Source organism: Streptomyces luteolus (assembly GCF_029968015.1).
Classification (GTDB): domain Bacteria; phylum Actinomycetota; class Actinomycetes; order Streptomycetales; family Streptomycetaceae; genus Streptomyces; species Streptomyces luteolus.
The window spans coordinates 1-26,398 of record NZ_JASCIS010000072.1 but is presented as its reverse complement, the minus strand read 5'-3'; the positions used below and the strand labels follow the sequence as shown (position 1 = coordinate 26,398).

Genomic DNA, 26,398 nt, shown 5'->3' with positions numbered 1-26,398 from the left:
GTCTGTCCGGCGGATCTTCGCGGAGCAGCCCGCGGCGTCTGGTGCGTGCTCTCGGCGTGCGCCCGGATCGCCCTCGTACTGGACGTACTTGGGTGATTCGGGCGTGCGGCGAGAGTGCGTGCCAGGCGTCGTGGGCCCGCGAAGATCCGCCGGACAGGCCCTAGCCGATCGTCAGTGTCGCCTTCGCCTTCGTCGTCGAGCTGTTGCCCGCGTACACGTCGATCGGGCCCGGCTCGATCCGGAGTTCGCCCTTCGGGTCGTTGGTCCAGAAGCCCAGGTCCCCCGCGCCGAGGCGGAAGCGGACGGTCCGGCTCTTGCCCGGTCGCAGGGTGACCCGGCGGAACCCCCGCAGGCGGCGCACGGGTTGGGTGATGCTCGCCGCGAGGTCGTGGACGTACAGCTGCACGACCTCGTCGCCGGCGCGCTTCCCGGTGTTGCGTACGTCCACGGCGACCTCGACGGTGTCGCCGCCGCGCAGGGCGCCGGCGTCGATCCTCGTCGTGCTCAGGCGGGGCTCGCCCACCGCGAACGTGGTGTAGCTGAGCCCGTGTCCGAAGGGGAACTGCGGGCCGGGCGGAAGGTCGAGGTACTTGGAGGTGTACTTGTTGTCCGCCGCGTACGGGCGTCCCGAGCTCTCGTGGTTGTAGTGCACGGGGATCTGGCCGACGCTGCGCGGGAACGACGCGGGCAGCTTGCCGCCGGGGGCGACGGTGCCGAAGAGGACGTCGGCGATGGCGTGTCCCGCCTCGATACCGGGGTGCCAGGCCTCCAGGACGGCGGGCGCGCGGTCCAGCCAGTCGCCGATGGTCAGGGGGCGGCCGTTGACGAGGACGACGACGAACGGCCTGCCGGTCTCCGCGATCGCCGTGATCAGCTTCTCCTGGGCGCCGGGAAGGCCGAGGTCGCTGCGGACGGCGGCCTCTCCGCTGATCGCGGGCGCCTCGCCGACGACGACGATCGTGACCTCGGCCGCCTCCGCCGCCGCGACGGCCTCGTCGATGCCCGAGGTGTCCTTGCCCGCCGGGTCCACCCCTCGCGCGTACGTCACCTCGGCGCCGCGCGCCGCCGCACGGACCGCGTCAAGGACCTTCCCGGAGCGGAACTTCTTCTGCGCTCCGGGGAAAGTCCAGGTGCCGAGCAGGTCGGCGGAGTCGGCGAACGGGCCGACGACGGCGATGCCCGCCGCGGCCCGGTCGAGCGGCAGCGTGCCCTGGTCGTTCTTCAGGAGCACCATCGAACGCGCCGCCGCCTCACGCGCGGCCGCGCGCGCCTGCCGGGAGGGCGCCTCGACGGCCTGCGACTCCGACACGTACGGCTGGTCGAAGAGGCCGAGGTCCGATTTGAGGCGGAGGACGCGGGTCACCGCGTCGTCCAGGCGTTCCTGCGGGATCCGGCCCTCCTGGAGGAGCTGCTCGCCGTGGTCGGCGAGGGTGGTGCTGACCATCTCCAGGTCGAGGCCCGCGTTCAGGCTGAGCCGGGCGGCGTCGGCGGCGTCCGCGGCGAAGCCGTGGGCGATCAGCTCCCGCACGCCGTTCCAGTCGCTCACCACCACCCCGTCGAACTCCCACTCCTCCTTCAGGATCTCGGTGAGGAGGTGGCTGTGGCCGTGCGCGGGGACGCCGCCGACGGTGTTGAACGCGGCCATCACGGTGGCCGCTCCGGCGTCCAACGCGGCCTGGAACGGCGGCAGATAGAGGTTGCGCAGCCGGGACTCGGACACGTCGACGGTGTTGTAGTCGCGCCCGCCCTCCGCTCCCCCGTACGCGGCGAAGTGCTTGGCGCAGGCGGCGACCCGGTCGGCTGCGGCCAGATCCTCGCCCTGGTAGCCGCGGACCTTGGCGGCGGCGAACTCGGCGGTGAGATACGGGTCTTCGCCGCAGCTCTCGGCGATCCGGCCCCAGCGCGGCTCGCGCGTGACGTCCATCATCGGCGAGAACGTCCAGTGCACGCCGTTGGACCTGGCCTCCTTCGCCGACACCGCGCCGTCCCGCTCGGTGACCGCCGGGTCGAAGCTCGCGGCCTGGGCGAGCGGGATGGGGAAGGTGGTCAGACAGCCGTGGATCACGTCGAGGCCGAAGAGCAGCGGGATGCCGAGCCGGGACTTCTCGACGGCGATGCGCTGCAGCCGGTTGCTGTCCTTGGCGCCGAACATGTTGAGGACCGAGCCGAGCCGTCCCGCGCGGGCGGCCTCCTCGACCTTCTTGTTGTCCGGGTTGCCGGGTCCGGTGGCGAACGCCCAGGAGAGCTGCTGGAGTTGGCCGAGCTTCTCCTCGACCGTCATCCGTTCGAGCAGGGCAGCGATCCGGTCGTCGTCCGGTCGGGCCGGTGCCGCCCGCCGGGAGCGTCCGGCCACGCGGCGCCCGGTGACGGGCGGCGCGGCGCCCCGCGTACCGGTGGACTCCGCGGCCCGAGCGGTGCCGCCGCCGGGCGCCCCACTGGCGGCCGCGCCCGCCAGGGCGGCCGTGCCGCCGATCGCCGCGAGGACGGTACGCCGTTGTACTCCAGCCATGCGGGCATCCCTTCCACGCCGCGTTCACGTCCGAAACAGCCGCGCGAGACAGCCGGACGGGGCGGCCGCGCGGTGGACCGGGGTGGCGGTACCGGGGCTGGCGGTACCGGTTGTGCGGGTTCGGCGCGGTGCCGGTTCGGGGTCCGCCGATACGGGAAGGAGAGACGGAGACCGTCCGGCCGTCGCCGCCGTCGCGGCGCGGATGACCTCGGTGGTTCGCCCCGCGCGCCGGTCGACCCACGGAGAGGGAGTGACATCATGCGTGCCACCGGGCGCACCGGTCGCCGCACCGCACGCGTCGAGTACCACCTGCCCCGGCAGTCCTGTTCCCCGCACAGGGCACGGCAGTTGACCCGCCTGTTCCTGAGCGGGTGCGGGCCCGCCGGTCCCGGCTGCCGGGGCAGGGCCGACCCCGGCAGCGCGCTCCTGGTGGTCTCGGAACTCGTCACGAACGCCACGCGGTACGGCCAGGGCTCCTGCCGCCTGCGGCTCTCGCTCGACAGCCGGGACCGGCTGGTCGTCGAGGTCCACGACCGGGGCCCCGGCCGCCCCCAGCTCGCGCCGTACTCCACCACCGCCGAGAGCGGCCGGGGCATCGCCCTCGTACAGGCCCTGTCGCGCCGCCTCTCCGTCGTACGGGACAGCGACGGCGCGGGGAAGACCGTGCGCGCGGTCCTGACCTCGGACTGACGGCTGGGGCCCGGGTGGACGGGCCCTAGAACCTACGCGAACGCGTCCGCCACCACCGCGGCCGCCTCGGAGACGAGGGCGTTGTCGGGCTCGGCGGTCTCCGCGGTGCGGTTGGTCAGGACGGCGACGACGAGCGGGGCCTCGTCCGGGCGCCACACCACCGCGATGTTGTTGCGGATGCCGTAGTTGCTGCCCATGCCGCTCTTGTCGCCGACCACCCAGTCCTTCGGCATTCCGGCGCGGATGAGTTCCGCCCCGGTCGCATTGGTGCGCAGCCATTTCGTCAGCTGGGCGCGGTCGCGCTTGCCGAGGGTGTCGCCGAGTACGTAGGCGCGCAGGTCCTCGGCGAAGGCGCGCGGGGTGGTGGTGTCGCGGTCGCTGTCCGGGTCCCAGACGCTGAGGCCGGGCTCGTCGCGCTCCATGCGGGTCACGTCGTCGCCGAGCTCGGCGAGCATGCCGTCGAGGCCCTTGGGGCCGCCGAGGTCGTCGAGGAGCAGGTTGGCGGCGGTGTTGTCGCTGTACCGGACGGCCGCGTCGCAGAGTTCGCGCAGGGTCATGCCGGTGTCGACGTGCTTCTCGGTGACCGGCGACGCCTTGACCAGGTCGCTCTTCTCGTAGCGGACCAGGCGTTCCATGCCGCGGTCGTCGTGCTTGTCCAGGACGGCGCCTGCGGCGAGGGCCTTGAACGTGGAGGCGTAGGAGAAGCGTTCGCGGTCGTTGTACGTGACCTGCTCGCCGCTGCCGGTGTCGATCGCGTAGACGCCGACGCGGGCGTCGAACTTCCGCTCCAGCTGCTTGAACTTCCGTGCCGCGGCGGCCTGTTCGCCGGAACCGGCCGATGGGGTGGACCCGGACTTCCCGGCGGAGGCGGCGGCCGATGACGCGTCGTCCTCCGCCTGCTCCGGGCCACCGCAGGCCGTGAGCGGGACGAGGACGAGCGTGGCGAGTGCGATGCCGGCGCGGTGCGCGGTGCGCCGTACACGGGAGTGCCGCATGTGCCTACCTCCGGGTCGTCCCCGCGCCACCCGGACGCGGGGAATGGGACGAAGAGGGCCGCTTTGGGCCCTTCTCTTCGGTACGGAGGCCACTCTCACCGGCGTGCTGCCATGCGGTCCAATACGTTCCCGTGCGATTCCATGCCGAACTCGCATAGGGTCCAGGTCGTGGATCTCGTGGGGGCGTGCCGGGCGTTCATCGCCGTGAGTGAGTGCGGCAGTTTCACCGTGGGCGCGGCGGCGGCGCGGCTCTCGCAGCCGGTGGCGAGCAGGCGGGTGGCCGCGCTTGAGGAGCACTTCGGGGAGCGGCTGTTCGAGCGGACGGCGCGGCGCGCGCTGCTCACGCCGTTCGGCCGGGACATGCTGCCCGCCGCCCGCCGCCTCGTGCAGGCGGCCGACGTGCTGCGGCACGAGGCGGAGGCCGCGCGCCGCAAGCCGTGGCGGCTCGCGGTGCCCGGGATCTGCCCGGCCGTCAGTCTGGCCCGCCTGGTGGCGGAGGCGCGCGGCCACGGCGTCACGCTCGACCTGCGCGTGGCCGGTCCGGCGGAGCGCATCGACCTGCTCCACGCCCAGCAGGTACGGGCCGCGCTGCTCGCCGTGCCGGAGCGGGACGCCACCTGGTCGGTGCCGCTCGGCGTGGCCTCGGCGCGGGACCCCGGGGTGCGGCGCGTGTACCTGGAGACGTTGCGCGTGGGGCGTACGGGCTCAGGACCGGCCCGCCGGGTGTGGGTGCAGCCGGAGGACGACGTGCCGCACATCCGCGATCCGCTGACCCGGCTGCGTGACGCGGTCGGGCTCCGGCCCGCGCAGCTCGCCGTGGGCGCGGACCTGCCGACGGCCACCGCCGAGGTCCTGTGCTCCCGTGACCTGCTGGTCTGCTCCGCCACGCAGGCGGACGAACTCGGCCTGTACTGGCGGCCGTTGGGCGAGACCGGCCTGGTGCGCGGCTTCGCCCTGACGGCCGCGGCGGACGAGAGGCCGCAGCAGGTGCGGGAGCGACTGGGCGGGGCGATCGCCCGCTGCCTGGGTGCGACGCACAGCGGCAGCACGGCCACCAGCACCGCCGAAGTGCACGTCATGAACGGCGCGGAGAACGCATGAGCACCGGAGAACGCATGAACGGCGCGGAGTACGCATGAGCACCGGAGAACCCATGAACAGCCCGGAGAACACATGAACAGCCCCGAGAAACTGCTGCGCGACATGCGGGAGTTGCTGGACGAGGGCGGACTGCGCGGCCGGATCCTCGTACGGGACCTGGAGACGGGTACGGAGCTGGGGATCGAGCCGGACACGCCGTTGCCGTCGTCGTCGCTGGTCAAGGTCGTGCTCGCGCTGGCGACGGTGGAGCGGATCCGGCGCGGGGAGCTCGACGGTGCGACGGCGCTCGACGTACGTCCCGGCCGGGTCACCACCCCGGGGCCCACGGGCATCAGCCGCTTCCGGCACCCCGTACGGATCGCGGTGGACGATCTGCTCTACCTCAGTACGTGTCTCAGCGACAGCGCGGCCGCCGAGGCGCTGTTCGACCTCACTCCGCCCGCTCAAGTCGCCCAGATCCTGGAGGAGTTCGGGATCGGCGGCATCACCGTACGGCACAGTATGCGGGAGCTCGCGGACACGCCGGCCGAGCGGTTCGACGCCGCGCAGGCGCATCTGGCGCACGCCCTGGCCATCGACTCCGGTACGGGTGGCAGCAGCCACCGGGTGCCGCAGCTGGACATCACGCACGCGAGCAACGGCAGCGCCCGCGCGTACGTGGATCTGCTCCAGGCCCTGTGGCGGCCGTCGCGGATCCCGGCCGAGGTGGCGGCGCGGCTACGGGAGCTCCTCGCACACAACGTGCTGCGGCAGCGGCTCGCCCCTGACTTCGCGTCCGACGCGACGGCCTGGTCCTCGAAGACGGCCACCCTGCTCAATCTGCGGCACGAGATCGGTGTCGTCGAGCACGCCGACGGTCAGGCCTTCGCGGTCGCCGTGCTCACCGAGTCCCGCGTACCTGCGCAGGTGCAGCCGGGCGCGGAGGCCCTGATGGCGCAGGTCGCGCGGACGCTGCGGGACCATCTGCGGCAGCTGTAGCCCTCAACTTCCGTTCATGAGCGGCGAGTTGCCGTCACCGCGAGCGTCGCGTACGGCGCTGTGAACGAGCCGCCCAGGGCGTCGATCGCGGCGCCGACCTCCGCGAGGATCTCCCGCACCCGCTCGGGGGTGAGGCGGGTCAGGGTGCCGTGGGTGGGCATCTGGTCCAGCCAGGCGTCGCGGGTGTACGTGTGGTCCCAGTCGTGCCGCCACTGCTCGGGGGTGTCGAAGTCGCCGGTGGCTCGGATCCCGTCGGCGGCGGCGTCGAGGAGGGGTTGGTACCCGTCGGCGGCGCGGACCGTGGAGTCGGGGAGGCGGAACGGGGCGTCGGGTGCCACGCGCCGGTAGGCGGTGGCCAGGGCGCGGGTCACCTCGGGCGGTAGCTCCGGGACGTTCCAGAACACGGCGAGCCGGCCGCCGGGGAGCAGTGCGCGGGCGGCGGTGGTCGCGGCCGCGCGGGCGTCCAGCCAGTGCCAGGTCTGCCCGGCGACGACGGCGTCGAAGCGGCGGCCCGCCGGGTCCCAGGATTCAAAGGCGGCCACCTCGACGTCCACGCCCTCGGCGTGCGCCAGGTCGGCCATGCGCGGGTCCACCTCGACACCGAGGACGCGACAGCCCGCCTCCTTGAGCTGGCGGGCGACGATGCCCGTGCCGCAGCCGACGTCCAGCACGAGCGGGCCGTCCGCCCGGGAAGCGGGCACGGCCGGTACGGCGAGGCGGTCGACGAGCGCCTGCGGATAGCGGGGCCTGCTGCGGTCGTAGCGGGCGGCGTCCGTACCGAACGAGCGAGCCGTCCGCCGGAGTTGGCGGGCATCGCGCGCGGGGCGACCGGAGGGCCCCGGAGGTACAGTGGGCATGTGCCCACTGTAGTGGGCACATGCCCACTCGCCAAGGCCGAGCACGGAGAGAGGTCCACACGGTGCCGACAGGGGTCGCCATCCGCGACGTACGCGAGCAGCTCTTCGACGCGGCCGAGCGGGTGCTGCTGCGAGACGGTCCGAACGCGCTGACCAGCAGGGCCGTCACCACGGAGGCGGGCTGCGCGAAGGGTGTGCTGCACCGGCACTTCGCGGACTTCGACGCGTTCCTCGCCGAGCTGGTCCTCGACCGCGTGCGCCGCCTCGACGGGCGGGCCGAGGCGCTGCGCGAGGCCGCGGGGACCGGGACGGTGGTCGGCAATCTGGCCGCGGAGCTGGCGGAGTTGTTCGGCTCGGTGGCCGTGGCGATGGTCGGCCTGGTCACGTCGCGCGACGGGCTGCGGGCGCGGTTGCGCCGGACCACGCCCACCGGTGTTCCGCTCCTCACGGAGGCGACGGCGATGTTCGCCTCGTACCTCGCTGCCGAGCGGGACCTCGGCCGCCTGCCGGCCGGTGCCGATGTGGACGTGCTCGCCCCGATGCTGGTCGGGACGGGGCATCTGCTGTTCGCCGACCGGCACGGTGCGCGGCCGGGGCTCGGTGAGGTACGGAGGGTTGTTGCCGGAATCGTGCCGGTGGAGGGGCGGGGCCAGAGCGGCCCCCTCCCCTGTCTCGAACGCCGGAGGGAGTCTTCGTCGTAGGAGGCGAAGCCCGTGACGGACCGGTACCGGCGGCTCCCCTCGGGCCGGATCCGGCGCTCGCGCTCCGCGCGCGGTACCGCGCGCGGAGCGCGTCGAGGTCGAGGTCGAGTCCGGGTACGTCGTGCTCGGGATCGGGGTCGGGGTCGGGGTCGGGGTCGGGGTCGGGGTCGGCGGAGAACGGCCTACGGGCGCGCGTAGGGCCGTGTCATGATCTCCATGTTGTGGCCGTCGGGGTCGTCGAAGTACGCGCCGCGACCGCCGAACAGCCGGTTGATCCGGCCGGGTTCCGTGTGGCTCGGGTCGGCGTAGTACGTGACGCCGACGGCGTCGAGCCGGGCGATCATGCCGTCGAACTGCTCGTCCGGCACGAGGAAGGCGTAGTGCTGGGATTGGATGGGCTCGTCGGTCTTCTCGTAGTAGTCGAGCGTGACGCCGTTGCCGAGGTCGACGGGCAGGAAGGGCCCGAACGGCGCGCCCGCCTTCAGGCCGAGGATCACCGCGAGGAACTCGGCGGAGAGCTGCCGGTCCGTCGCGAAGACGGCGGTGTGGTTCAACTGCGCGATGGTGCTGGGGAGTTCGGACATGATGAGATTCCTTCGGGTCTGGGACTCCGTACGTCCGTACGGGAAACAGGGGGACGCGAAGGATGCGGGCGGGGCTCTGGCCCGCCTCGGGCTCAAGCCGAGGCCGGGAACCCGTCTCGTACATGGCCCATGGCCGACCCGGCAGTCACGTGTGCGACTTTAGCCCCGCCCCCGGCAGCCTGGCTACCTCACCGCGTCAACGTCCACCGCGCACCCCGCGCCGCCGACACCAGCTCCGCGACCGTCGTCAGCTTGGCGCGGGGGCGGCCGTCGCGCCGCCCGCGCGCGATCTCCGCACGGTCGATCGCGGCCTGCCCGCGGGCGTCCACAAGGCGGCGGTTACGGCTGCGCGCGAGGCGCTGGAACGCCCGCGCCGTGCCGCTCGGCGCGGGCAGCGCACCGGCCACCGCGTCGCCGAGGAGCGTGCCGACGGTCTCCGCCGCGCACGTGCGGTTGGCGCCGATCCCGCCGGACGGACCGCGCTTGATCCAGCCGACGACGTACGTCCCCGGCCTGCCCCGCACGCGTCCGCGCTCGTGCGGGACGGTTCCGCTCGCCTCGTCGAAGGGCAGTCCGGGTACGGCGACGCCCCGGTAGCCGACGGCGCGCAGCAGCATTCCGGCCGCGATCTCCCGCTCCCCGCCCGCCTGTTGACCCTCGGCGGCCGGCCCCGTCACGCGCACGCCCCGTACCGCACCTTCGCCCGTGGCCTCGACCGGCAGCGAGTGAAAGCGGAGGACGATCCGGCGGCCTGCCGCGGGCGCGGCCGACCAGTCCATGGCGCGGCGCGGGACGTCCGCGAGCAGGGCCGCCTTGTCCTGCGGTCCGGCCGCCTCGACGGCCGCGGCCGTACGCGCGTCCTCGTCGTCGACGACGAGTTCCACGCCGGGCAGGTGCTTGAGGGCGATCAGCTCGGACTTCGTGTACGCCGCGTGCTCGGGGCCGCGCCGCCCGAGCAGCACCACCTCCCGCACCTTGCTCGTGCGCAGGGCGGCGAGCGCGTGGTCGGCGATGTCGGTACGGGCCAGCTCGTCCGGGTCGGCGACGAGGATCCGGGCGACGTCGAGGGCGACGTTGCCGTTGCCGACGACGACCACGCGCTCGGCGTTCAGGTCGACGGCGTCCGGGGCCGTGTCGGGGTGGCCGTTGTACCAGGCGACGAACGTGGCGGCGGCGATGCTGCCCGTCAACTCCTCGCCGGGTATGCCGAGTTGGCGGTCCGCAGAGGCGCCCACCGCGTAGATCACGGCATCGTGGTGGGCGGCGATCTCCTCGGCGGTGACCTCGCGGCCGACCTCGATGCCGAGCGCCATCCGGACCCGAGGGTGGTCGTGGAACCGCGCGAAGGTCTCCGAGGCCTTCTTGGTGCGCGGGTGGTCCGGCGCGACGCCGTACCGCACGAGTCCGCCCGCGACGGGCAGCCGGTCGATCAGGGTGACCTCGGCGTTGGTGTGCAGGAGCAGATCCTCCGCCGCGTACATCCCGGCAGGACCGGTGCCGACGACCGCGACGCGGATCGGCCCGAAGTCGGAGGGCAGGCTGCGCTCGAACGTCGGCTCGCCCCAGGCGTGGAAGTTCGGCCCCTCGACGGCCTGTTGGGGCTCAGCCCCCACGTGGCCCTCGTAGTACGCGGCGTTGATCCGGGCGTACGGCGCCTGGGACGGGGACAGGCTGTCCACCGGGAAGATCGCGTCCACCGGGCAGGCGTCGGCGCAGGCCCCGCAGTCGATGCAGGCCTTCGGGTCGATGTGCAGCATCTCGGTGCTGCCGAAGGCCCGCTCCTGCGGGGTGGGGTGGATGCAGTTGACCGGGCACACGGCGACGCAGGTGGCGTCGCTGCAGCAGGTCTGGGTGATGGCGTAGGTCATCTGGTCCGCTCGAATCCGAATCGTCTCTGCTCGGTGGTACGGGTCGGCCGGTACTCGGTCCCCGCGTACTCACACGAGGTGCGCGCGCTTGTAGAAGGCCAGGGCGGGCCTGGTGAGCAGGCGGGCCGAGGCGAGGAACTCCATCAGGCCCGAACAGCTGGCGCGCATCATCGACTTGTGGTGCTCGTTGGCCCTGGCTTCCTTGACGGCCCGCTTGCGGTCGAGCCCGGCATGCCGGTAGACCTCGGCGTTCACCATGCTGGTGACGATGATGTACGAGGCGATGGCGATGACGAGGGCGTTGATCTGCCGGCGCACGGGTCCGGCCTTGGCGAGCCGCCTGCGCGTCTCGTCGCGGGCGAACTTCATGTGCCGTGATTCCTCGACGACATGGATGTTGTTGATGGTCCGCACGAACGGCACGACGCGCTCGTCGCGCATCCAGTCGCGCTGCATCACGTCGAGGACCTCTTCGGCCACGAGGATCGCGGCGTACGCGGCCTCGCCGAAGGCGATCGTCTTGAAGGCACGGCCCAGTTCGACGACGAGCCGCGGCGGCCGGTACGCGGGCGCGCCCAGCTTCTCGGCGCCGCGCGCGAACATGATGGAGTGCCGGCACTCGTCGGCGATCTCGGTCAGGGCCCACTGGAAGCGCGCGTCCGTGGGGTCCTTGGCGTACATGTCGCGCAGCATCATCTGCTGCAGGATCATCTCGAACCAGATGCCCGTGCTGGCGACCGAGGCGGCCTCCTGCCGGGTCAGCTCCTTGCGCAGCTCCTCGGTCAACTCCCGCCAGTACGCGGTGCCGTAGAGGGTGCTCCACTCCGGGCTCGCGCCGTGGAAGTCCTTGTCCAGCGGCGTCTCCCAGTCCACCTCGGTGGCCGGGTCGTACGACAGCGTCGCCGAGGACTCCAGGAGGCGCCGCGCGACGTCGGAGTCGGGGGACGACGGTACTTGCGACGGCGACCCGGTCTGTGCCGGGGACCCGGTGATACTGCCGGCCATGCTGCGGCTCCTCGCGTCGAGCGTGTCAGGTGTGGTGCTTGCCGAGTTCTTCCGGTTGCGGTGCAGAGCGGTGCGCGGCGCACGGGCGGTACGCGGCGCACCGGCGGCTTGGCAGAGGTGCGCCACCCGCTTGTTAGACAGACCGTATAACAAGCACCCCGCGGGGCCTACCCCCGGTAACGAACTTCGTTCAACTCGCCTCCACCGCCCGTCCGCGCGAGCGGGGCCGTGCGCCCACGCCGCCCGGCCAGGCAGTACGCACGGGTCCTGGGCACGGCCGCACCGCCGGTCCTACGATCCGGTGAGGACGCCGGACCGGCACCGCGCGCACGCGGACCCGGAACCCGTCCGCGCGTCCGACCCGTCCATGCGTACGCCCCGTCCACGCGTACGACCGGACAGGGCCTGGTCGCCGGAGCCGTGGCCACGCCGACATCGGCCAGGGCTCCGGCCCGTCCTCCCGGCACGTGTCGAGGGGTGAACTCCCGCGCACCCCACCGCCGGTGAGGACGGCGCGCGCCGGGCGCAGCGGAGGGGAGCACCGCGCGCCCGGCGCCCCGCGGCCGCCGCCGGAGGACTCTCAGTCCGGCGGCGGCCGTCCGGGCCGCCGGGCCGCCGGGCCGCCGGGCCGCGAGGGACAATCGACGGGTACAGCCACCGCTTCGACACCGGACGCAAGGAGCAGCATGTCCATCCACGACGTGGAGATCGACGCCCTGAAGGGCGGCCCCGCCGACCTCGCCCAGTACCGCGGCAAGGCCGTCCTGGTCGTCAACGTCGCCTCCAAGTGCGGCCTGACGCCGCAGTACGCGGGCCTGGAGAAGCTCCAGGAGCAGTACGGGCCGCGCGGCTTCACCGTGCTCGGCGTGCCCTGCAACCAGTTCATGGGCCAGGAGCCCGGCACCGCCGACGAGATCGCCACGTTCTGCTCGGCGACGTACGGCGTGACGTTCCCGCTGACCCAGAAGACCGACGTCAACGGCCCCGGCCGCCACCCGCTCTACGAGCGACTCGTCACCACGGCCGACACGGAGGGCCACAGCGGCGACATCCGCTGGAACTTCGAGAAGTTCCTGGTCGACCCGCAGGGCCGGGTCGTGGCCCGGTTCTCGCCCCAGACCGAGCCGGACGCCCCGGAGTTGACCGCCGCCGTCGAGGGCGCGCTTCCCGCCTGAGCCCCGCCGCGCCACGTACGTCCGTACGCACACAGCCGCCGCCTCCCGTCGGACGCGGCGGCTGTCGCATGCCAATCGGGTGTCGTGGTCCGCGCGTCGCGGTGTGCCTCGCCGCGTTCCCGATCATGGGTCGGAACATGCGGATCATGAGCAACGACCTTCTCGACACGCTCTTTCAGCAGATCACGCTCACGACCGTGCTCGAAGAGCGCTTCGGCTCCAGTCGCGCCTGGCCCCTGCGGGTCCGCGTGGCCCACGCACAACTGCGCCAGCTGGAAGAGCTCCTGGGCGATGCCCCGTACGGGACGTTCCTCGACTGCGGGGTCCGCGCCCTCGACCAGTACGCCGCGTCGCCCGAGCCACGCGAACTGCCCACCGCCCATCTCGGCCGCGAGCTCTACCGCACCGACATTCCCGGCACGTTGGAGGAATCCGATGTCGCCTGGGCCGTGCTGTTCGGACTGACGATGATGCTTCCGTACGAGGAGTACGAATGTGTCGTACGGGCCGCTGCCGAGGCCCGGGCGCGTGATGCCGCGCAGAGTCGCTCGCGTATCGAACTCGACTGAGGTGCGGGCGGCGCCGCCTCGGTGCCAATCTCCGCGACTTTCTCACGGGGCCGTGCGAATGACCGCGCATAAAAGGAGTGCCGCCCGCGAGGGCGGCACTCCTTGAAATCGGTGGTTCAGCGGGCGGATTCGTAGGCCTCGCGGACCGCGGCGGGGACGCGGCCGCGCTCACTCACCTCGTACCCGTTCTCCCTCGCCCAGGCCCTGATCGCCGACGAGTCGTCGGACTTTCCCGTGGCCGGCTTGCGTTTCCCCTTCGGCTTGGAGCCGCCGCGGATTCGACGGGCGCCGTCCGCGTGGAGATAAGGGTTGAGCAGTTCGAGCAGCTTCTCGTAGTTCTCGTCGGTGAGGTCGATTTCCACACCCGCACCGTCGACGAGAATGCTGTGCGTGGCGATTTGCTCCGACTCCTCGCCGGTCAGGTCGTCCACGTATGTCGTAATTACCTTCTGGGCCATGCGACCGACTATAGGCCCAGACGAGTGAGCCACGTACCGGATGTGCGCTCATGCTCACGGAACTCTTCCGCTTTGTTCCCGCACAACTCGTGCTCTGGTAAAGGGCTGAGCCGTCAGTCGTTGTCGTCGCCCCGGTCGTCGCGGTCGTCGTGGTCGTCACGGTCGTGGTCGTGGCGGTCGTCGTGGTCGACGGTGAGCTTGCCGCTGCGGACGTCGACGTTCCAGTCGCGGTCGCCGTCCCGGCCGTCCGAGGCGGCCGTCTCGATCTCCCAGCCCTCGGAGACATGGCCGGAACGGCCGTCGTCGTCCAGGTCGATCGAGGTGACGAAGCCCTTCTCCGCGGCGCTCCGCGCGGCCTGCGCGGCATCCGTCTCCGCACCCTTCAGGGCGGCACGGGCCTCGCGGGCGTCGTCCCGCTCGTCCTCGGTCTTCTTGCCGATGACCTTGCCGGTGGCGGCGTCCAGGTGGACGGTGTGCCAGGCGTCGCCCTGGCCGAGGACGTCGACCTCCCAGGCCAGGCGCTCGCCGGAGTCCCCGTCGTCGGAATCGTCGTCGTCGGAGTCCTCGTCGTCGAGCTCCGCGGAGACGGCCGTACCGGGCTGGTGCTTGAGCGCCGCCTCGACGGCCTGCGCGGCGGTGAGCTTCGCGCCGACGGGGCGAGCGTCGTCCCTGCGGTCGTCCTTCGCCTCGTGAGCGGCGCTGTCGTCGTTGTCGTTGTTGTCGTCGCGGTCGTCGCTGTCGTCGCTGTCGTCCTGCAGCGTGACCTGGGAGTTGCTGTTCTGGGAGCGGGCGTCGGCACGGCCCGTGCCGCCGTCGTCGCTGCCGGCGAAGGCGATCGCGGAGCCGCCTCCGACCAGGGCCGCGGCCGCCACGGTGGCGATGACGATGTTGCGCTTCATGAGGTGCCTCCCCTGTCGTTCTGTTGACGGGCACCAATGTCGCGCACCGAAGCTGAAGCCCTCCTGAAGCCACCTGAAGGCGTCTTCAGGTTGCGGCGCCGACCCGCCGGTCGCGGCCCGCGAACCAGCCGGAGACGATCTGCGGGACCATCAGCACACCGAGCAGCAGCAGCGGTCCGTCCCAGCCGCCGGTCGTCTCGTAGAGCGCGCCCACGAGGATGGGGCCGGGGATGGACAGGAGATAGCCGGTGCACTGGGCGAAGGCGGAGAGCCTGATCACGGTCGCGCCGTCGCCTCCGCGCAGGCCGATCATCGTGAGCGCGAGCGGGAACGAGCAGTTGGCGACGCCGAGCAGCACCACCCACAGCCAGGGCGCGGCGGCCGGCGCGGCCCAGAGTCCCGCGTACCCGGCGAGCCCGAACAGGCCGATGACGACGGCGATCCCGCTCTGCGAGCGCACCCGTCCGGCGACCGCGCCGAGCACGAACGACAGGGGCACGCCGAGCACCGACGTCACGGCGAACAGCACACCGGCGGTCGCGGCGGAGAGCCCTGCGTCGCGGAAGATCTGCGGCAGCCAGCCGATGATGACGTAGGCGGCGGTGGCCTGCATCCCGAAGAAGACGGCGAGCGCCCAGGCCGTCGGGTTGCGGGTGAGGGGCTTGCCGGACTGCGGGACCTGCCGCGCCGCACCCGAACTGCCGTCCGCGCGCGGCCTGTTGCGGATCAGGGCGAGCCACGGGGGCACGGCGACGGCGGCGAGCAGCGCCCAGGCGGCGAGGCCGATCCGCCAGTCCCCGCCGAAGGTGCGGGTGAGGGGCACGGTGACGGCGGCCGCGGCGGATGCGCCGAGGTTCAGCGACATCGCGTACCAGCCGGTCATCGCCCCCACGCGGTGCGGGAAGCGTTCCTTGACGACGACCGGCAACAGCACGTTGGCGAGGGCGATCCCGGCGAGCGCGACCGCGCTGAGCGCCACGAACATCGCCGCGCCGGAGGCGAAGGGGCGCACGGCGAGACCGGCGGCGAGGGCGGCCATGCCGGTGAGGACGACCGCGTCGGGGCCGTGGCGGCGGGCGAGGCGGGGCGCCGCGAAGCCGACGAGGGCGAAGCAGAGCGCGGGCATCGAAGTCAGCAGTCCGGCGGCGGTGGCGCTCATGCCGAGGCCCGCACGCGCCTCTTCGAGTACGGGACCGAGGCCGGTGACGGCGGGCCGCAGGTTCAGTGCGGTCAGCATCAGGGCGAGCACGGCGAGGCGCCCCACCCAGGGGGAGACCGGGGGCCGCGCGGGCGTCGGACGGCCGCCTTCGCATGGCGCTTCGGCGCTCGCCGCGCCCTCGGTCTCGTGGCTCATCGCGCCATCGTAGGTCCGTCGTACGGGGCGGGCCATGGGCCTGTGGATCAGTACGATGGGGCGTTCCGGCACGGGACCGCGACGGCGCCTTGGCTGCGGCTACGGCATCGGCTACGGCATCGGCATCGGCATCAGGTGCTGCGGCTACGGCATCGGCATCAGGTACGGCTGTGGCTGTGGCTGCGGCTGCGGCAGAGAGGAGAGGGGCATGGTGCGCGAGCGGCACGACGGGTCCGCGTCGCGCCGGAGGCGTGGGCAGGGCGAGTTGGAGGGTCTCGTACTCGCGGCGCTGCGCTCGGCGGACGGGCCGGTCAACGCGGGCTGGGTGCAGGAACGGCTCGGCGCGGACCTCGCGTACACCACCGTCGTCACGATCCTGACGCGGCTGCTCGCCAAAGGGGCCGTGACCCGGCAGCGCGCGGGGCGGTCGTTCGTGTGGGAGCCCGCCGCGGACGAGGCGGGCCTCGCGGCGCTGCGGATGCGGAAGGTCCTCGACGGGGAGAGCGACCGCGAGGCCGTCCTCGCCAGCTTCGTGACGGCCCTCGGCCCGGATGACGAGCAGCTGATCCGCGCCCTCCTGAACGAGGCTACCGACGAGCCGGAAGGCTGACCGGCCATGGGCGTCTTCGTCTTCCTGCCCCTGGTCCTGCCGCTGACGGCCTGGCCGATCGCGCGCCTGGCCGAGCAGCATCTGCATCCCCGTACGGCGACCCGTCTGGTGACGGCGGTGGCCGGGGTGATGGCGCTGTGCAGCACGCTCTGCCTGGCGCTCCTGATGGTGGTCGGCACCGCACAGCTGCCCGGCAACCCGCTGCCCGACGGCTGGTCCGACCCGGAGGTGCGGGCGGCCGTGCCGTTCGACGAGGTGGCCGGGCGGGCCGCGATCCCCGCGCTGCTCGCGGTGTTCGTGGCCTGCGGCCGGCTCGCGTGGCGGCATCGCACGGTGCGGCGCGCGGCACATCGGGCGCTGACCGCACGGCCCGGTACGCCGGTGGTCGTGCTGCCGGACGAGGAGCCGTACGCGTACGCGCTGCCCGGCGGCCGTGGGCGGATCGTGGCGAGCACGGGCCTGCTCGCGCATCTCCGACCGGCCGAGCGGCGCGCCCTGTTCGCGCACGAGCGGGCCCATCTCGCGGCCGGGCACCACCGGTTTCTGCTGGTGGTGCAGCTGGCGGCACGCGCCAATCCGTTCCTGCGGCCGTTGCGTACGGCGGTGGTCTACACGGCCGAGCGGTGGGCCGACGAGGACGCGGCACGGGCGGTGGGCAGCCGCCGGACGGTGGCGCGCGCGATCGGGCGGGCCGCGCTGGTGTCCCGGCCCTCGCCGTCGCCGACGTTCGCCGCGCTCGCCTCGCCGGGTCCGGTACCGCGACGGGTGGCCGCGCTCCTGCGACCGGCGCCGGTCGCGCACAGGTGGCCACCCGCCCGTACGGCGGTGGGCCTGGCCGCGTGGGGAGCGGCCGTGGGGACGGCGGTCTCGGCGATGTCGTCGGCGAACTCGGCGGTCACCATGGTGCTGATCCTGCGCGCGGCGACACCGCTGTAGTGGCGCGCGGCGACACCGCTGTAGGGGGGGCCGGGCTTGTGGCTGTAGTGGGGCCGGGCTTGTGGCGGAATTCGACCCTTCGTGGTCAACCCCACACTCAACAGGGTTGTGCGCGCGCCGAGTCCGATGACTAGGGTGCTGGGGATGTTTGGCGCTGACGTTTCACCCCCGAGCCCTGTAAGAGGCGGAATCGTCGGTCCGGGTTCCCTCCGGGAGGGCCCGTGAGCGACATTCTGCGCACCGACGGGTACCAGCGGGCACCGCTGCCCGCGGCGAGAGCCGTACCCGCGGCCGAACCGGCCGCCGGGCAGGGCGCCCCGCCGGGAGGGAGAGCGTCCGGGCGGGCCGAGGCGCGGGCGGGTGGGAAGGATCACGCCTCGGGCTCGACGGCCACGACGGCGAAACCGGCCAAGCAGCGGGACGCGTTCTTCGACAACGCGAAGTACCTCGCGATCGTCCTGGTCGCGATGGGCCACGCCTGGGAGCCGCTGCGTGCCGACAGCCGCGCGGCCGCCGCGCTCTACATCGCCGTCTACAGCTTCCACATGCCGGCGTTCATCATCATCTCCGGCTACTTCTCGCGCAGCTTCGACGCCAGCCCGAACCGCCTCAAGCGTCTCGTCACTGGGATCGCGGTTCCGTACGTGGTGTTCGAGGTCGCGTACACCTTCTTCAAGCGCTGGGCGGACGACGACCCCACCTACCCGATCAGCCTGCTCGACCCGTGGTACCTGGTGTGGTTCCTGGGCGCGCTGTTCGTGTGGCGGCTGACGACTCCGCTCTGGAGACTCGTCCGCTGGCCGCTGCCCCTCTCGCTGGCGATCGCGGTCCTGGCCTCCGTCTCCCCGGACATCGGCGACGACCTCGACCTCCAGCGCGTCCTGCAGTTCCTGCCGTTCTTCGTGCTCGGCCTGTGCCTGAAGCCGGAGCACTTTCAGCTCGTGCGCCGCCGCGAGGTCCGCGTCCTCGCGCTGCCGGTGGCCGCCTGCGCCCTGGTCTTCGCGTACTGGGCGGCGCCCCGCATGAACGCCGCCTGGTTCTACCGCCGCGACAGCGCCCAGGAACTCGGCGTGCCCGGCTGGGTCGGCGTGCCGATGACGCTCGGCATGTTCGCCTGCTCCCTGATCCTGGTGGCCTGCTTCTTCGCCTGGATCCCCCGCCGCCACTTCTGGTTCACGGCCCTCGGCGCGGGCACGCTCTACGGCTACCTCCTGCACGGCTTCCTCGCCAAGGGCTCCCGCTTCTGGGACTGGTACGAGGCCGACTGGATGCACACGCCGCTCGGCGCGATCGCCCTCACGCTCCTGGCCGGGACGGTTGTCACCGTGCTGTGCACGGCACCAGTGCAGCGGGCCTTCCGGTTCGCCATGGAACCGAGGATGGAGTGGGCGTTCCGCCGGGACGCGGCCGCCCTGGACAAGTCGGCGCCGGACGGCGGCCGTTCACGGTCCCGCGCCCGCGCGAGGGTCGACAAGGGCTGACGCCGCCACGCTCAAGGAGCTCAAGGAAGGGGCGGCCGGGGAACACCCGGCCGCCCTTTTCGTTTCCCGCTCGCTCCCGTCAGCTGCCGAGTTCCTTGCGGAAGGTGTCCAGGCGCTCGCGGGTGTCCGGCAGGCCGAGGGACCAGAGCTGCTCGCGGGTCTCGTCGGCGAGGACGTCGTCGTGGCCGCGGCCGTCGCCCGCGGTGCGCAGGGTCTGTTTCGTACGGCGGACCAGCTCCGGGTCGACACCCTGCGTACGGCCCGCCAACTGCAGAGCGGCGGTGAGGAGTTCCTCGTCGGGCACACAGCGCAGGACCAGGCCCGCGGCGGCAGCGGCGGCGCCGTCGAGCCGCTCCCCGAACAGCACGAGCGCGGCAGCGGTCTGCGGGCCGACGAGCCGGTGCAGCATCCAGGTGTGACCGCCGCCCGGGTGCAGGCCGATCTTCAGGAAGCGGGTGTCGAACCAGGCGGAGGCCGCGGCGATACGTACGTCGCAGGCGAGGGCGAGGTTGAATCCGGCGCCCACCGCGGGCCCGTTGACGGCTGCCACGGTCGGCAGCGGGGAACGGGCGACGCGCAGAAAGCCGTCGTAGACGCGCCGTACGCCCGCGGAGTCGCCGTCGGCCGCGGCCAGCAGATCCGCGAGGTCGGCCCCGGCGCAGAAGGCGCTGCCCGCTCCGGTGATCACGACGGCGGTGACGGCGGGGTCGGCCTCCAGCTCGTCGAAGGCGGTGCGGACGCGGTCGACCAGGGCGCCGGAGATGACGTTGCGGCGGCCGGGGTCGTTGAGGGTGAGCAGGGCTGTGCCCTGGTCCACGGTCACGTCGAGGAGGTCGCTCATGGGGCTGTGCCTTTCCTGGCTGCGAAGGTTTTTCGACTTCTTCGTAAGGCTGCGATGATTTTCGATCACCAGCGGGGTCTGCACCAGCGACAACCGAAATCGCTCAACTCCCCGTACGGGTCCGGAGGATCACCATGTCGTTCCAGGCGTATCTCGACACCATCGAGGACAGGACGGGCCTGACACCGCGCCAGTTCATCGCGCTCGCCGAGGAGCGCGGCTTCCAGGAACCGGACGTCAGGGCCGGGACGATCCTGGCCTGGCTCAAGGAGGAGTACGGCCTGGGGCGCGGGCACGGGATGGCGCTGGTGCACGTCATCAAGAAGGGCCCGAAGATCGACCCGAAGCATGTCGGCTCGGGTGGCTCGCACAGCGATGCGTCGGAGACGCTGTGGCTGGACGGGAAGGCCGCCAGACCCTAGACCCGCGCCCTCCCGTGAGGCGGCCTCACTAGACTCGCACCCTCCCGTGAGGCGGCCTCACTCCTCCCGTGGGCTGCGGAACACCGTGTTCACGCCGAGCAGGCCGCCGTCCACGCGCAGCGTCGTGCCCGTGATCCAGGAGGCGTCGCGGGAGGCGAGGAAGGCGACGGCCGCGGCGATGTCCTCGGGTTCGCCGATCCGGCCGAGCGGGTAGAGGCGGCGCACCTCGTCGAGCCGGTCCTCGCGGCCCTCCCAGGCCGAGGTGCGCACGGTGCCGGGGGCGACGAGGTTGACGCGTACACCGCGCGGTCCCGCGTGGTCGGCGAGCGTACGGGTCAGGGAGGCGAGGCCCGCCTTGGCCGCGCTGTAGGCGTGGTTGCCGAAGGAGACCTCGCCGTTGACCGAGCCGACGCTGACGATCGCGCCGCGGCCGGAGGCCTCCAGGTGGGGCAGTGCGGCGCGGGCGCAGCGGTAGGCGCCGGTCAGCGTGATGTCGAGGTCGCGCTGCCAGACCTCGTCCTGCTCGTCCTCGAAGCGGGCCTGGTCGAGCGCGCAGGAAGCGGCGTTGTTGACGAGGACGTCGAGCCGGCCGAAGTGGTCAACGGCGTGGGCGACGGCCGCCTCGACGTCGCCGCGCGAGGCCACGTCGCAGGTGAACGCCCGGGCGTCGGCGCCCTGTTCGCGCAGTGCGGCGGCGGTCTTCTCGGCCGCGTCACCGTCGATGTCGGTGAGGAGTACACCGGCGCCTTCCTCGGTGAGCCTGGCGGCGGTGGCGGCGCCGATGCCGCGGGCTGCGCCGGTGATCAGGGCTGCGTGTCCTTCGAAACGGTTCATTCGGGGGACGTACCCGCACCGTCGGCCGGGTGCACCGCCAGATTTCTCCCCTCCCCGCCCCTTCCCGAAAGACTGCCGTCGGCACGGGGGCCAGCCCCCGGACCCCCGCTCCTCAAACGCCGGAGAGGCTGATCTTGCCCCGGAGGGGCTGGTTATTAAGGGGCGCGGGGAACTGCGCGACCAGCCACGACGGCGCGAAAGTCGACTACAGATGCCGCAGCAACGCATGCATCGCCGGATTGTCGTTGGCCCGGCGCCAGACGAGATGCAGCTCGACCGGCTCCGGGTCGATCAGTTCCAGCTCGCGGAACGTGATGCCCGGGAACCGCATCTGCGCCGCCGCCTCCGGTACGAGGGCGATGCCCCAGCCCGCGTTGGCCATGGCGAGGAGGCTGTGGACCTGGCTGAGGTACTGCGTGAACACCGGGGTGACACGGGCCGCGCGGAAGACGCTGACGAGCAGCTCGTGGAAGTAGCGGGCCTGTACGGCCGGGCCAACGCCACGTACAGCGCCGGCACCCTGGCCCGGGTCGCCGAGGCCTGCCCGAACCTGATCGGCTACAAGGACGGCATCGGCGACATCGACGCGATGACGCGGATCCACGCGCGCCTGGGCGAGCGCCTGCGTTACGTCGGGGGCCTGCCCACGGCGGAGACGTACGCGCTGCCGTACCTCGAACTCGGCGTCACCACCTACTCGTCGGCGATCTTCAACTTCCTGCCGGAGTTCGCCCTGGACTTCTACACGGCGGTGCGCGGCCGGGACCACGCCACGGTCCGCACGTATCTGAACGAGTTCGTGCTGCCGTACACGGACATCCGCAACCGGCAGGCCGGGTACGCGGTGAGCATCGTGAAGGCCGGGATGACCGCCGTCGGGCACCCCGCGGGTCCGGTGCGCGCCCCGCTGACCGACCTGACCGCCGCCGAGCACGAGGAGCTGCGCGCGCTGATCGCGAAGCTGCCCGGTTCGGCCGCCGCGTAAGAACGAACCGAGCCGCACACCCCGTACGGAAGGACCACGTGACGTCCACCTCGGGTCGTCGGCGAGGGCCCGGTCCTGCGCTCCCGTGACCCGCGCACCGGTGCCGACCTGGACCCGCCGCCCTACCGCAGCGCCGGGAAGGAGGAGGTGGCGCGGGCCTGCCGGCTCGCCGAGGACGCCTTCGACGCGTACCGCGCGACCGAGCCCGAGGCGCGTGCCCGGTTCCCGGTGCGGTTCACCGGGAACGGGCCGCGTACGTAGGTCGGGGAGCTGAGCTCAGCCCGCGAAGGCCGGGCTCTCGGTGCCCTGGCCCGCGTCCGGCAGGACGAGTACGGAGCCGGCGAGCGGGTGCGGGCGGTCGAGGCCGACGCGGGCGGTCGTGACGTACAGGTCGCGCAGGCCGGGGCCGCCGAAGGCGCAGGCGGTGGGGCGGGCGACGGGGAGCGGTACCGTGCGGTCGAGGCGGCCGTCCGGGGTGTAGCGGCGGATCTGCGCGCCGTCCCAGAGGGCCACCCAGACGCAGCCTTCGGCGTCGACGGTGAGCCCGTCGGGGAATCCGGCGCCGGGCTCGACGGTCGTCAACTCCCGGCGTTCAAGGACATGTTGGCCTTCGGTGCGGAGCACGTCGACACGGCGGGTGGGGCTGTCGACGTAGTAGGTGAGCGTGCCGTCGGGGGACCAGCCGGTGCCGTTGCTGACCGTCACGTCGTCGAGGAGGACGGTCGCGGTGCCGTCGGCGGCGATGCGGGTGAGGCTGCCGCCGCCGGGGGTCTCGTCGTACCGCATGGTGCCCGCCCAGAGCGTGCCGTCCGGGGCGACGGCGGCGTCGTTGCCGCGACGGCCGGGGACGGGGTCGCGGTGCAGCCAGGAGAAGGTGCCGTCGCGGTCGTACGCACCTATGCCGTCGCGGAGGTTGAGCACCAGGCCGCCGTCCGTGCGGGGCTTGGCAGCGCCGACGTGCTGTTCCGTGGCGAGGACGGTGCGGCGGCCGGTGGCCGGGTCGTACGTGTGGACGCGGGAGCCGAGGATGTCGACCCAGATCAGTCGCCGGGCGGCCGGGTCCCAGGTGGGGCCCTCGCCGAGCTCGGCCTCGGCGCGGACCGCGAGTTCGGGCCTCACCAGGCGCCCCGGTGGCCGAGGCTGACGGAGAGGTCGCCCGCGCCCTTGGCGGCCAGTTCGGTCAGCTCGCGTTCGCGGTCCTCGCTCCAGCGCACCATCGGCACGGAGATCGACAGGGCGGCGACGACGGCACCGGTGCTGTCGCGTACGGGCGCGGCGACGCAGGAGACGTCGGGGTTGGCCTCGCGGTGCTCGACGGCTATGCCCATCGCCCTGGCGGTGGCGAGCTCCTCGCGCAGCGCGTCGAAGCCGGTGATGCTGTTCGGGGTGAGGGCGACGAGTTCCTCGCACTCCTCCAGGCGCGCCTCCAGCTCCTCCTCGGGCAGCGAGGCGAGCAGCATCTTGCCGACCGACGTGCAATGGGCGGGCAGGCGGCGGCCGTTGGCGGAGACCATGCGGACGGCGTGGGTGGAGTCGACCTTGGCGATGTAGATGACGTCGACGTCCTCGAGGATCGCGATGTGCACCGTCTCGTCGCAGGTCTCGGCGACCTCGCGGGCGACCCGGCGGCCCTCGGCGGCGAGGTCGAGCTTCTCCGCGTACCGGCTGCCGAGCTGGTGGTTGCGCACTCCGAGGCGGTAGCGGCCGGGCTGCTCGGGCACGGGGACGAGATAGGAGCGGGCCGCGAGGGTGGTGACGAGTTCGTGCACCGTCGTACGGGGCAGGCCCAGTCTGCGCACGATGTCGGGTGCCGAGAGGGTGCCGTCTCCCTCCAGGAAGAGTTCCATGATGTCCAGCGCCCGGGTCACCGCCGGAACGAGTCGGCCCATGTCCGCTCACCCACCCCTCTGCTCTGTTCGAAACTCCGGCAGACCGCCGGTATCACGAACACAGGCTATGCACAGGCGAGTTCGGCGGGCAATGGGCCCGCAGCCGATCCCCGCACACGCAAGGCGATTCCCCGCCGCACGACCCATTGACACCTCTCGGAGGGGCTGTTTACGTTCACGCCACCATCTCGAACGACTGACGATATACCGAACACGCGAGAGGATCCGGGCCGTCGCCGACTCGGTGACGATCCTGCGCGACGGCCGCACCATCGAGACCCTCGCCGTACGCGAACACCCGGGCGCGGAACCGGAGTTGAGCGAGGACCGGATCATCCGCGCCATGGTCGGCCGGGACCTCGACCACCGCTACCCGGAGCGCACGCCGTACCCCGCATCCCCCGCAGTCGACGCGGGCGAGATCGCCCTGCGTGTCGACGGCTGGACCGTGCGCCACCCCGTCGACCGGGAGCGCCTGGTCGTGGACGACGTGTCGCTGACCGTGCGGCGCGGCGAGATCGTCGGCATCGCGGGCCTGATGGGCGCGGGCCGCACGGAGCTCGCCATGTCCGTCTTCGGCCGCAGCTACGGCGGTTACGTGGCGGGCACGGTCGAGGTGGGCGGCAGGCCCGTACGGACGAGGACCGTTCCGGCGGCGGTCGAGGCGGGCCTCGCGTACGTCACGGAGGACCGCAAGCAGTACGGCCTGAATCTGATCGACGACATCAACCGGAACATCTCGCTGGCCTCGCTGCCGGGCATGGTGCGCCGGGGCACCGTCGACGAGCACCACGAGCGGTCCGTCGCCGAGCGGTACCGCAGGTCGATGAAGATCAAGGCGCCCACGGTGCACGAGCAGGTGGGCCGGCTCTCCGGCGGCAACCAGCAGAAGGTCGTCCTGAGCAAGTGGATCCACGCCGATCCGCAGGTGCTGATCCTGGACGAGCCGACGCGCGGCATCGACGTCGGCGCCAAGTACGAGATCTACACCGTGATCGACCGGCTCGCCGCGCGGGGCAAGGCGGTGCTGATCATCTCCTCGGAGCTGCCCGAACTGCTCGGGATGTGCGACCGGATCTACACGATGGCCGAGGGCCGCCTCACCGGTGAGGTCGCGCGCGCCGACGCCACCCAGGAAGTCCTGATGCGCCACATGACCCTGAACAGAAGCTGAGGCCGGCCATGACCACCACGACCCAACCACCTGAGGGCGCGGCCACCGCCGAGACGGCCACACCGTCGACCGGTGCCCTGCTCCTGCACGGCCTGCGCACCAACATCCGGCAGTACGGGATGCTCTCCGCTCTCGCCCTGATCGTGCTGCTCTTCGGGTTCTGGACGGACGGCGCGCTCCTGCGTCCGGGCAACATCTCCAACCTGCTGCAGCAGAACGGCTACATCCTGATCCTGGCCATGGGCATGATGATCGTCATCATCGCCGGGCACATCGATCTGTCCGTCGGTTCGGTCGCCGCGTTCGTCGGGGCGATATCGGCCGTCATGATGATCAAACACGACCTGCCGTGGGTCGTCGCCCTGGTCCTCTCGCTGCTCATCGGCGCTCTGGCGGGCGCCTGGCAGGGCTTCTTCATCGCGTACTTGGGCATCCCGTCGTTCATCGTGACGCTCGCGGGCATGCTCCTCTTCCGGGGGCTCACGCAGATCACCCTCGAAGGACAGTCGCTGTCGCCGTTCCCGGAGGGCTTCCAGAACCTGGCCAAGGGCGTCGTCCCGGAGGCGGGACCGGCGTGGAGCATCCCGCTGCCCTTCGAGTTCCATCTGAACCTGGGCTTCATCGAGTTGCGTACGGAGGCCATCGGCCCGTACCACAACCCGACCCTGCTGATCGGTCTGGCCGTGGTGGCGTTCCTGCTGATCCGTGAGGTGCGGGACCGGCGGCGGCAGCGCGCGTACGAGCTCGACGTGCTGCCGCGTGACATCTGGGTCATGAAGTGCGTGGCGATCGTCGCCGCGGTCCTCGCGTTCACGCTGACCCTGGCGAGCTGGCACGGCCTGCCGGTCATCATGCTGATCGTGTGCGGGCTGCTGCTCGGCCTCGGCCATGTGATGCGCAACGCGGTGGTGGGCCGGCACGTGTACGCGCTCGGCGGCAACAAGGCGGCGGCCAAGCTGTCCGGTGTGAAGGACAAGCGGGTCACGTTCCTGGTGTTCGTGAACATGGGCGTGCTCGCGGCGCTCGCGGGCTGCGTGTTCGCGGCGCGGCTCAACTCCGGTACGCCGCAGGCGGGTCTGAACTTCGAGCTGGAGGCGATCGCGGCCGCGTTCATCGGCGGCGCGTCGATGAGCGGCGGCGTCGGCACGGTGCTCGGCGCGATCATCGGCGGTCTGGTCCTGGGCGTGCTGAACAACGGCATGAACCTGGTGGGCGTGGGCACCGACTGGCAGCAGGTCATCAAGGGGCTGGTGCTGCTCGCGGCGGTCGGCATCGACGTGTGGAACAAGCGCCGGGGCAGGTCGTAAGGACCCTCTCGGACACACGGCGGGGGGGGGGGGGGGCCCCGGCGGGGGGGGGGGCGGCCCCCCGGGGGGGGGCGCCCCCCCCCGGCGGGGGGGGGGGGGGGGGGGGGGGGGGCGCCCCATCCTGCCAGCACGGTCACCCGTCCGGGAACGATCAGCTACGTACGAGTAGCACGAGG

General features: G+C 72.4%; 26 protein-coding genes and 1 pseudogene. 13 read left to right on the top strand and 14 right to left on the bottom strand.

Annotated elements, in window-relative coordinates; translation table 11 throughout:
• Positions 1 to 160: 160 nt before the first annotated feature.
• On the bottom strand, positions 161 to 2,281 hold the full coding sequence (locus QIT00_RS37030; protein ID WP_408909932.1) for a glycoside hydrolase family 3 N-terminal domain-containing protein: 2,121 nt from the start codon (positions 2,279 to 2,281) through the stop codon (positions 161 to 163).
• A 486-nt stretch (positions 2,282 to 2,767) separates the two neighbouring features.
• Here QIT00_RS37030 and QIT00_RS37025 point away from each other — a divergent pair, with 486 nt between their 5' ends.
• Entirely contained in the window at positions 2,768 to 3,199 is a 432-nt protein-coding gene (locus QIT00_RS37025; protein WP_282539902.1) for an ATP-binding protein, read from the top strand.
• 32 nt (positions 3,200 to 3,231) lie between these two features.
• Here QIT00_RS37025 and bla read toward each other — a convergent pair whose 3' ends face one another.
• A complete protein-coding gene (bla, locus tag QIT00_RS37020; protein ID WP_282539901.1) occupies positions 3,232 to 4,194 on the bottom strand; it encodes a class A beta-lactamase in 963 nt (320 codons plus the stop codon).
• Positions 4,195 to 4,362: 168 nt separating this feature from the next.
• On the opposite strand from bla, the gene QIT00_RS37015 reads away from it, so the two are divergent.
• Entirely contained in the window at positions 4,363 to 5,295 is a 933-nt protein-coding gene (locus QIT00_RS37015; RefSeq protein WP_282539900.1) for a LysR family transcriptional regulator, read from the top strand.
• Positions 5,296 to 5,367: 72 nt separating this feature from the next.
• A complete protein-coding gene (locus tag QIT00_RS37010) occupies positions 5,368 to 6,273 on the top strand; it encodes a serine hydrolase (protein ID WP_282539899.1) in 906 nt (301 codons plus the stop codon).
• 14 nt (positions 6,274 to 6,287) lie between these two features.
• Here QIT00_RS37010 and QIT00_RS37005 read toward each other — a convergent pair whose 3' ends face one another.
• On the bottom strand, positions 6,288 to 7,130 hold the full coding sequence (locus tag QIT00_RS37005) for a class I SAM-dependent methyltransferase (RefSeq protein WP_282539898.1): 843 nt from the start codon (positions 7,128 to 7,130) through the stop codon (positions 6,288 to 6,290).
• A gap of 62 nt (positions 7,131 to 7,192) precedes the next feature.
• Here QIT00_RS37005 and QIT00_RS37000 point away from each other — a divergent pair, with 62 nt between their 5' ends.
• Entirely contained in the window at positions 7,193 to 7,831 is a 639-nt protein-coding gene (locus QIT00_RS37000; RefSeq protein ID WP_282539897.1) for a TetR/AcrR family transcriptional regulator, read from the top strand.
• Positions 7,832 to 8,013: 182 nt separating this feature from the next.
• On the opposite strand, the gene QIT00_RS36995 is transcribed toward QIT00_RS37000, so the two are convergent.
• From QIT00_RS36995 to QIT00_RS36985, 3 genes are all read right to left on the bottom strand, one after another.
• Positions 8,014 to 8,415, bottom strand: a complete 402-nt coding sequence (locus QIT00_RS36995; RefSeq protein ID WP_282539896.1) for a VOC family protein — start codon at positions 8,413 to 8,415, stop codon at positions 8,014 to 8,016.
• Positions 8,416 to 8,603: 188 nt separating this feature from the next.
• Positions 8,604 to 10,283 carry an FAD-dependent oxidoreductase gene (locus QIT00_RS36990; protein ID WP_282539895.1) on the bottom strand — a complete coding sequence of 560 codons (1,680 nt, stop codon included), beginning with the start codon at positions 10,281 to 10,283 and terminating at the stop codon, positions 8,604 to 8,606.
• 69 nt (positions 10,284 to 10,352) lie between these two features.
• A complete protein-coding gene (locus tag QIT00_RS36985) occupies positions 10,353 to 11,288 on the bottom strand; it encodes an AurF N-oxygenase family protein (protein ID WP_282539894.1) in 936 nt (311 codons plus the stop codon).
• 686 nt (positions 11,289 to 11,974) lie between these two features.
• Here QIT00_RS36985 and QIT00_RS36980 point away from each other — a divergent pair.
• Positions 11,975 to 12,463 (top strand): glutathione peroxidase, encoded by a 489-nt coding sequence (locus QIT00_RS36980; protein ID WP_282539893.1) that lies wholly within the window; start codon positions 11,975 to 11,977, stop codon positions 12,461 to 12,463.
• 146 nt (positions 12,464 to 12,609) lie between these two features.
• A complete protein-coding gene (locus tag QIT00_RS36975) occupies positions 12,610 to 13,032 on the top strand; it encodes a hypothetical protein (RefSeq protein WP_282539892.1) in 423 nt (140 codons plus the stop codon).
• A 116-nt stretch (positions 13,033 to 13,148) separates the two neighbouring features.
• On the opposite strand, the gene QIT00_RS36970 is transcribed toward QIT00_RS36975, so the two are convergent.
• The 3 genes from QIT00_RS36970 to QIT00_RS36960 form a co-directional block, all read right to left on the bottom strand.
• Complete coding sequence (locus QIT00_RS36970; protein ID WP_282539891.1) at positions 13,149 to 13,490, bottom strand: histone-like nucleoid-structuring protein Lsr2; 342 nt, start codon at positions 13,488 to 13,490, stop codon at positions 13,149 to 13,151.
• Between the two features lie 113 nt (positions 13,491 to 13,603).
• Complete coding sequence (locus tag QIT00_RS36965; protein ID WP_282539890.1) at positions 13,604 to 14,389, bottom strand: PepSY domain-containing protein; 786 nt, start codon at positions 14,387 to 14,389, stop codon at positions 13,604 to 13,606.
• A gap of 85 nt (positions 14,390 to 14,474) precedes the next feature.
• Positions 14,475 to 15,743 carry a CynX/NimT family MFS transporter gene (locus QIT00_RS36960; RefSeq protein WP_282539889.1) on the bottom strand — a complete coding sequence of 423 codons (1,269 nt, stop codon included), beginning with the start codon at positions 15,741 to 15,743 and terminating at the stop codon, positions 14,475 to 14,477.
• Positions 15,744 to 15,951: 208 nt separating this feature from the next.
• Between QIT00_RS36960 and QIT00_RS36955 the strand changes: the two genes are divergently transcribed.
• The 3 genes from QIT00_RS36955 to QIT00_RS36945 all read left to right on the top strand — a co-directional run bounded on the left by QIT00_RS36955 (position 15,952) and on the right by QIT00_RS36945 (position 18,770).
• Positions 15,952 to 16,353, top strand: coding sequence for a BlaI/MecI/CopY family transcriptional regulator (locus tag QIT00_RS36955; protein WP_282539904.1), 402 nt, complete (start codon positions 15,952 to 15,954; stop codon positions 16,351 to 16,353).
• 6 nt (positions 16,354 to 16,359) lie between these two features.
• On the top strand, positions 16,360 to 17,289 hold the full coding sequence (locus tag QIT00_RS36950) for a M56 family metallopeptidase (RefSeq protein WP_282539888.1): 930 nt from the start codon (positions 16,360 to 16,362) through the stop codon (positions 17,287 to 17,289).
• Positions 17,290 to 17,510: 221 nt separating this feature from the next.
• Entirely contained in the window at positions 17,511 to 18,770 is a 1,260-nt protein-coding gene (locus QIT00_RS36945; protein ID WP_282539887.1) for an acyltransferase family protein, read from the top strand.
• A gap of 79 nt (positions 18,771 to 18,849) precedes the next feature.
• Here QIT00_RS36945 and QIT00_RS36940 read toward each other — a convergent pair whose 3' ends face one another.
• A complete protein-coding gene (locus QIT00_RS36940; RefSeq protein WP_282539886.1) occupies positions 18,850 to 19,611 on the bottom strand; it encodes an enoyl-CoA hydratase in 762 nt (253 codons plus the stop codon).
• Between the two features lie 134 nt (positions 19,612 to 19,745).
• Between QIT00_RS36940 and QIT00_RS36935 the strand changes: the two genes are divergently transcribed.
• Complete coding sequence (locus QIT00_RS36935) at positions 19,746 to 20,033, top strand: DUF4287 domain-containing protein (RefSeq protein ID WP_282539885.1); 288 nt, start codon at positions 19,746 to 19,748, stop codon at positions 20,031 to 20,033.
• 57 nt (positions 20,034 to 20,090) lie between these two features.
• On the opposite strand, the gene QIT00_RS36930 is transcribed toward QIT00_RS36935, so the two are convergent.
• Positions 20,091 to 20,867, bottom strand: coding sequence for an SDR family NAD(P)-dependent oxidoreductase (locus tag QIT00_RS36930; protein ID WP_282539884.1), 777 nt, complete (start codon positions 20,865 to 20,867; stop codon positions 20,091 to 20,093).
• 205 nt (positions 20,868 to 21,072) lie between these two features.
• A complete protein-coding gene (locus QIT00_RS36925; protein ID WP_282539883.1) occupies positions 21,073 to 21,291 on the bottom strand; it encodes a LysR substrate-binding domain-containing protein in 219 nt (72 codons plus the stop codon).
• Between the two features lie 42 nt (positions 21,292 to 21,333).
• Here QIT00_RS36925 and QIT00_RS36920 point away from each other — a divergent pair, with 42 nt between their 5' ends.
• A complete protein-coding gene (locus QIT00_RS36920; RefSeq protein ID WP_349017240.1) occupies positions 21,334 to 21,852 on the top strand; it encodes a dihydrodipicolinate synthase family protein in 519 nt (172 codons plus the stop codon).
• A gap of 276 nt (positions 21,853 to 22,128) precedes the next feature.
• On the opposite strand, the gene QIT00_RS36915 is transcribed toward QIT00_RS36920, so the two are convergent.
• On the bottom strand, positions 22,129 to 22,971 hold the full coding sequence (locus tag QIT00_RS36915) for an SMP-30/gluconolactonase/LRE family protein (RefSeq protein ID WP_282539882.1): 843 nt from the start codon (positions 22,969 to 22,971) through the stop codon (positions 22,129 to 22,131).
• On the bottom strand, positions 22,968 to 23,741 hold the full coding sequence (locus QIT00_RS36910; RefSeq protein ID WP_282539881.1) for an IclR family transcriptional regulator: 774 nt from the start codon (positions 23,739 to 23,741) through the stop codon (positions 22,968 to 22,970). The genes QIT00_RS36915 and QIT00_RS36910 overlap by 4 nt, the downstream gene beginning before the upstream one ends.
• A gap of 223 nt (positions 23,742 to 23,964) precedes the next feature.
• Between QIT00_RS36910 and QIT00_RS36905 the strand changes: the two are divergent.
• A pseudogene (locus QIT00_RS36905) lies at positions 23,965 to 24,915 on the top strand (ATP-binding cassette domain-containing protein); the annotation flags it as partial.
• 8 nt (positions 24,916 to 24,923) lie between these two features.
• Positions 24,924 to 26,222, top strand: coding sequence for a multiple monosaccharide ABC transporter permease (gene mmsB / locus QIT00_RS36900; RefSeq protein ID WP_282539880.1), 1,299 nt, complete (start codon positions 24,924 to 24,926; stop codon positions 26,220 to 26,222).
• Positions 26,223 to 26,398: the final 176 nt, after the last annotated feature.

Coding starts and splice junctions, on each gene's coding strand:
- QIT00_RS36950 (WP_282539888.1), top strand. CDS start 16,360: ATGGGCGTCTTCGTCTTCCTGCCCCTGGTCCTGCCGCTGACGGCCTGG.
- QIT00_RS37025 (WP_282539902.1), top strand. CDS start 2,768: ATGCGTGCCACCGGGCGCACCGGTCGCCGCACCGCACGCGTCGAGTAC.
- QIT00_RS36980 (WP_282539893.1), top strand. CDS start 11,975: ATGTCCATCCACGACGTGGAGATCGACGCCCTGAAGGGCGGCCCCGCC.
- QIT00_RS36985 (WP_282539894.1), bottom strand. CDS start 11,288: ATGGCCGGCAGTATCACCGGGTCCCCGGCACAGACCGGGTCGCCGTCG.
- bla (WP_282539901.1), bottom strand. CDS start 4,194: ATGCGGCACTCCCGTGTACGGCGCACCGCGCACCGCGCCGGCATCGCA.
- QIT00_RS36910 (WP_282539881.1), bottom strand. CDS start 23,741: ATGGGCCGACTCGTTCCGGCGGTGACCCGGGCGCTGGACATCATGGAA.
- QIT00_RS36935 (WP_282539885.1), top strand. CDS start 19,746: ATGTCGTTCCAGGCGTATCTCGACACCATCGAGGACAGGACGGGCCTG.
- QIT00_RS37010 (WP_282539899.1), top strand. CDS start 5,368: ATGAACAGCCCCGAGAAACTGCTGCGCGACATGCGGGAGTTGCTGGAC.
- QIT00_RS36930 (WP_282539884.1), bottom strand. CDS start 20,867: ATGAACCGTTTCGAAGGACACGCAGCCCTGATCACCGGCGCAGCCCGC.
- QIT00_RS36965 (WP_282539890.1), bottom strand. CDS start 14,389: ATGAAGCGCAACATCGTCATCGCCACCGTGGCGGCCGCGGCCCTGGTC.
- QIT00_RS36975 (WP_282539892.1), top strand. CDS start 12,610: ATGAGCAACGACCTTCTCGACACGCTCTTTCAGCAGATCACGCTCACG.
- QIT00_RS36960 (WP_282539889.1), bottom strand. CDS start 15,743: ATGAGCCACGAGACCGAGGGCGCGGCGAGCGCCGAAGCGCCATGCGAA.
- QIT00_RS37005 (WP_282539898.1), bottom strand. CDS start 7,130: ATGCCCACTGTACCTCCGGGGCCCTCCGGTCGCCCCGCGCGCGATGCC.
- mmsB (WP_282539880.1), top strand. CDS start 24,924: ATGACCACCACGACCCAACCACCTGAGGGCGCGGCCACCGCCGAGACG.
- QIT00_RS37030 (WP_408909932.1), bottom strand. CDS start 2,281: ATGACGGTCGAGGAGAAGCTCGGCCAACTCCAGCAGCTCTCCTGGGCG.
- QIT00_RS36955 (WP_282539904.1), top strand. CDS start 15,952: ATGGTGCGCGAGCGGCACGACGGGTCCGCGTCGCGCCGGAGGCGTGGG.
- QIT00_RS36990 (WP_282539895.1), bottom strand. CDS start 10,283: ATGACCTACGCCATCACCCAGACCTGCTGCAGCGACGCCACCTGCGTC.
- QIT00_RS36940 (WP_282539886.1), bottom strand. CDS start 19,611: ATGAGCGACCTCCTCGACGTGACCGTGGACCAGGGCACAGCCCTGCTC.
- QIT00_RS36995 (WP_282539896.1), bottom strand. CDS start 8,415: ATGTCCGAACTCCCCAGCACCATCGCGCAGTTGAACCACACCGCCGTC.
- QIT00_RS36970 (WP_282539891.1), bottom strand. CDS start 13,490: ATGGCCCAGAAGGTAATTACGACATACGTGGACGACCTGACCGGCGAG.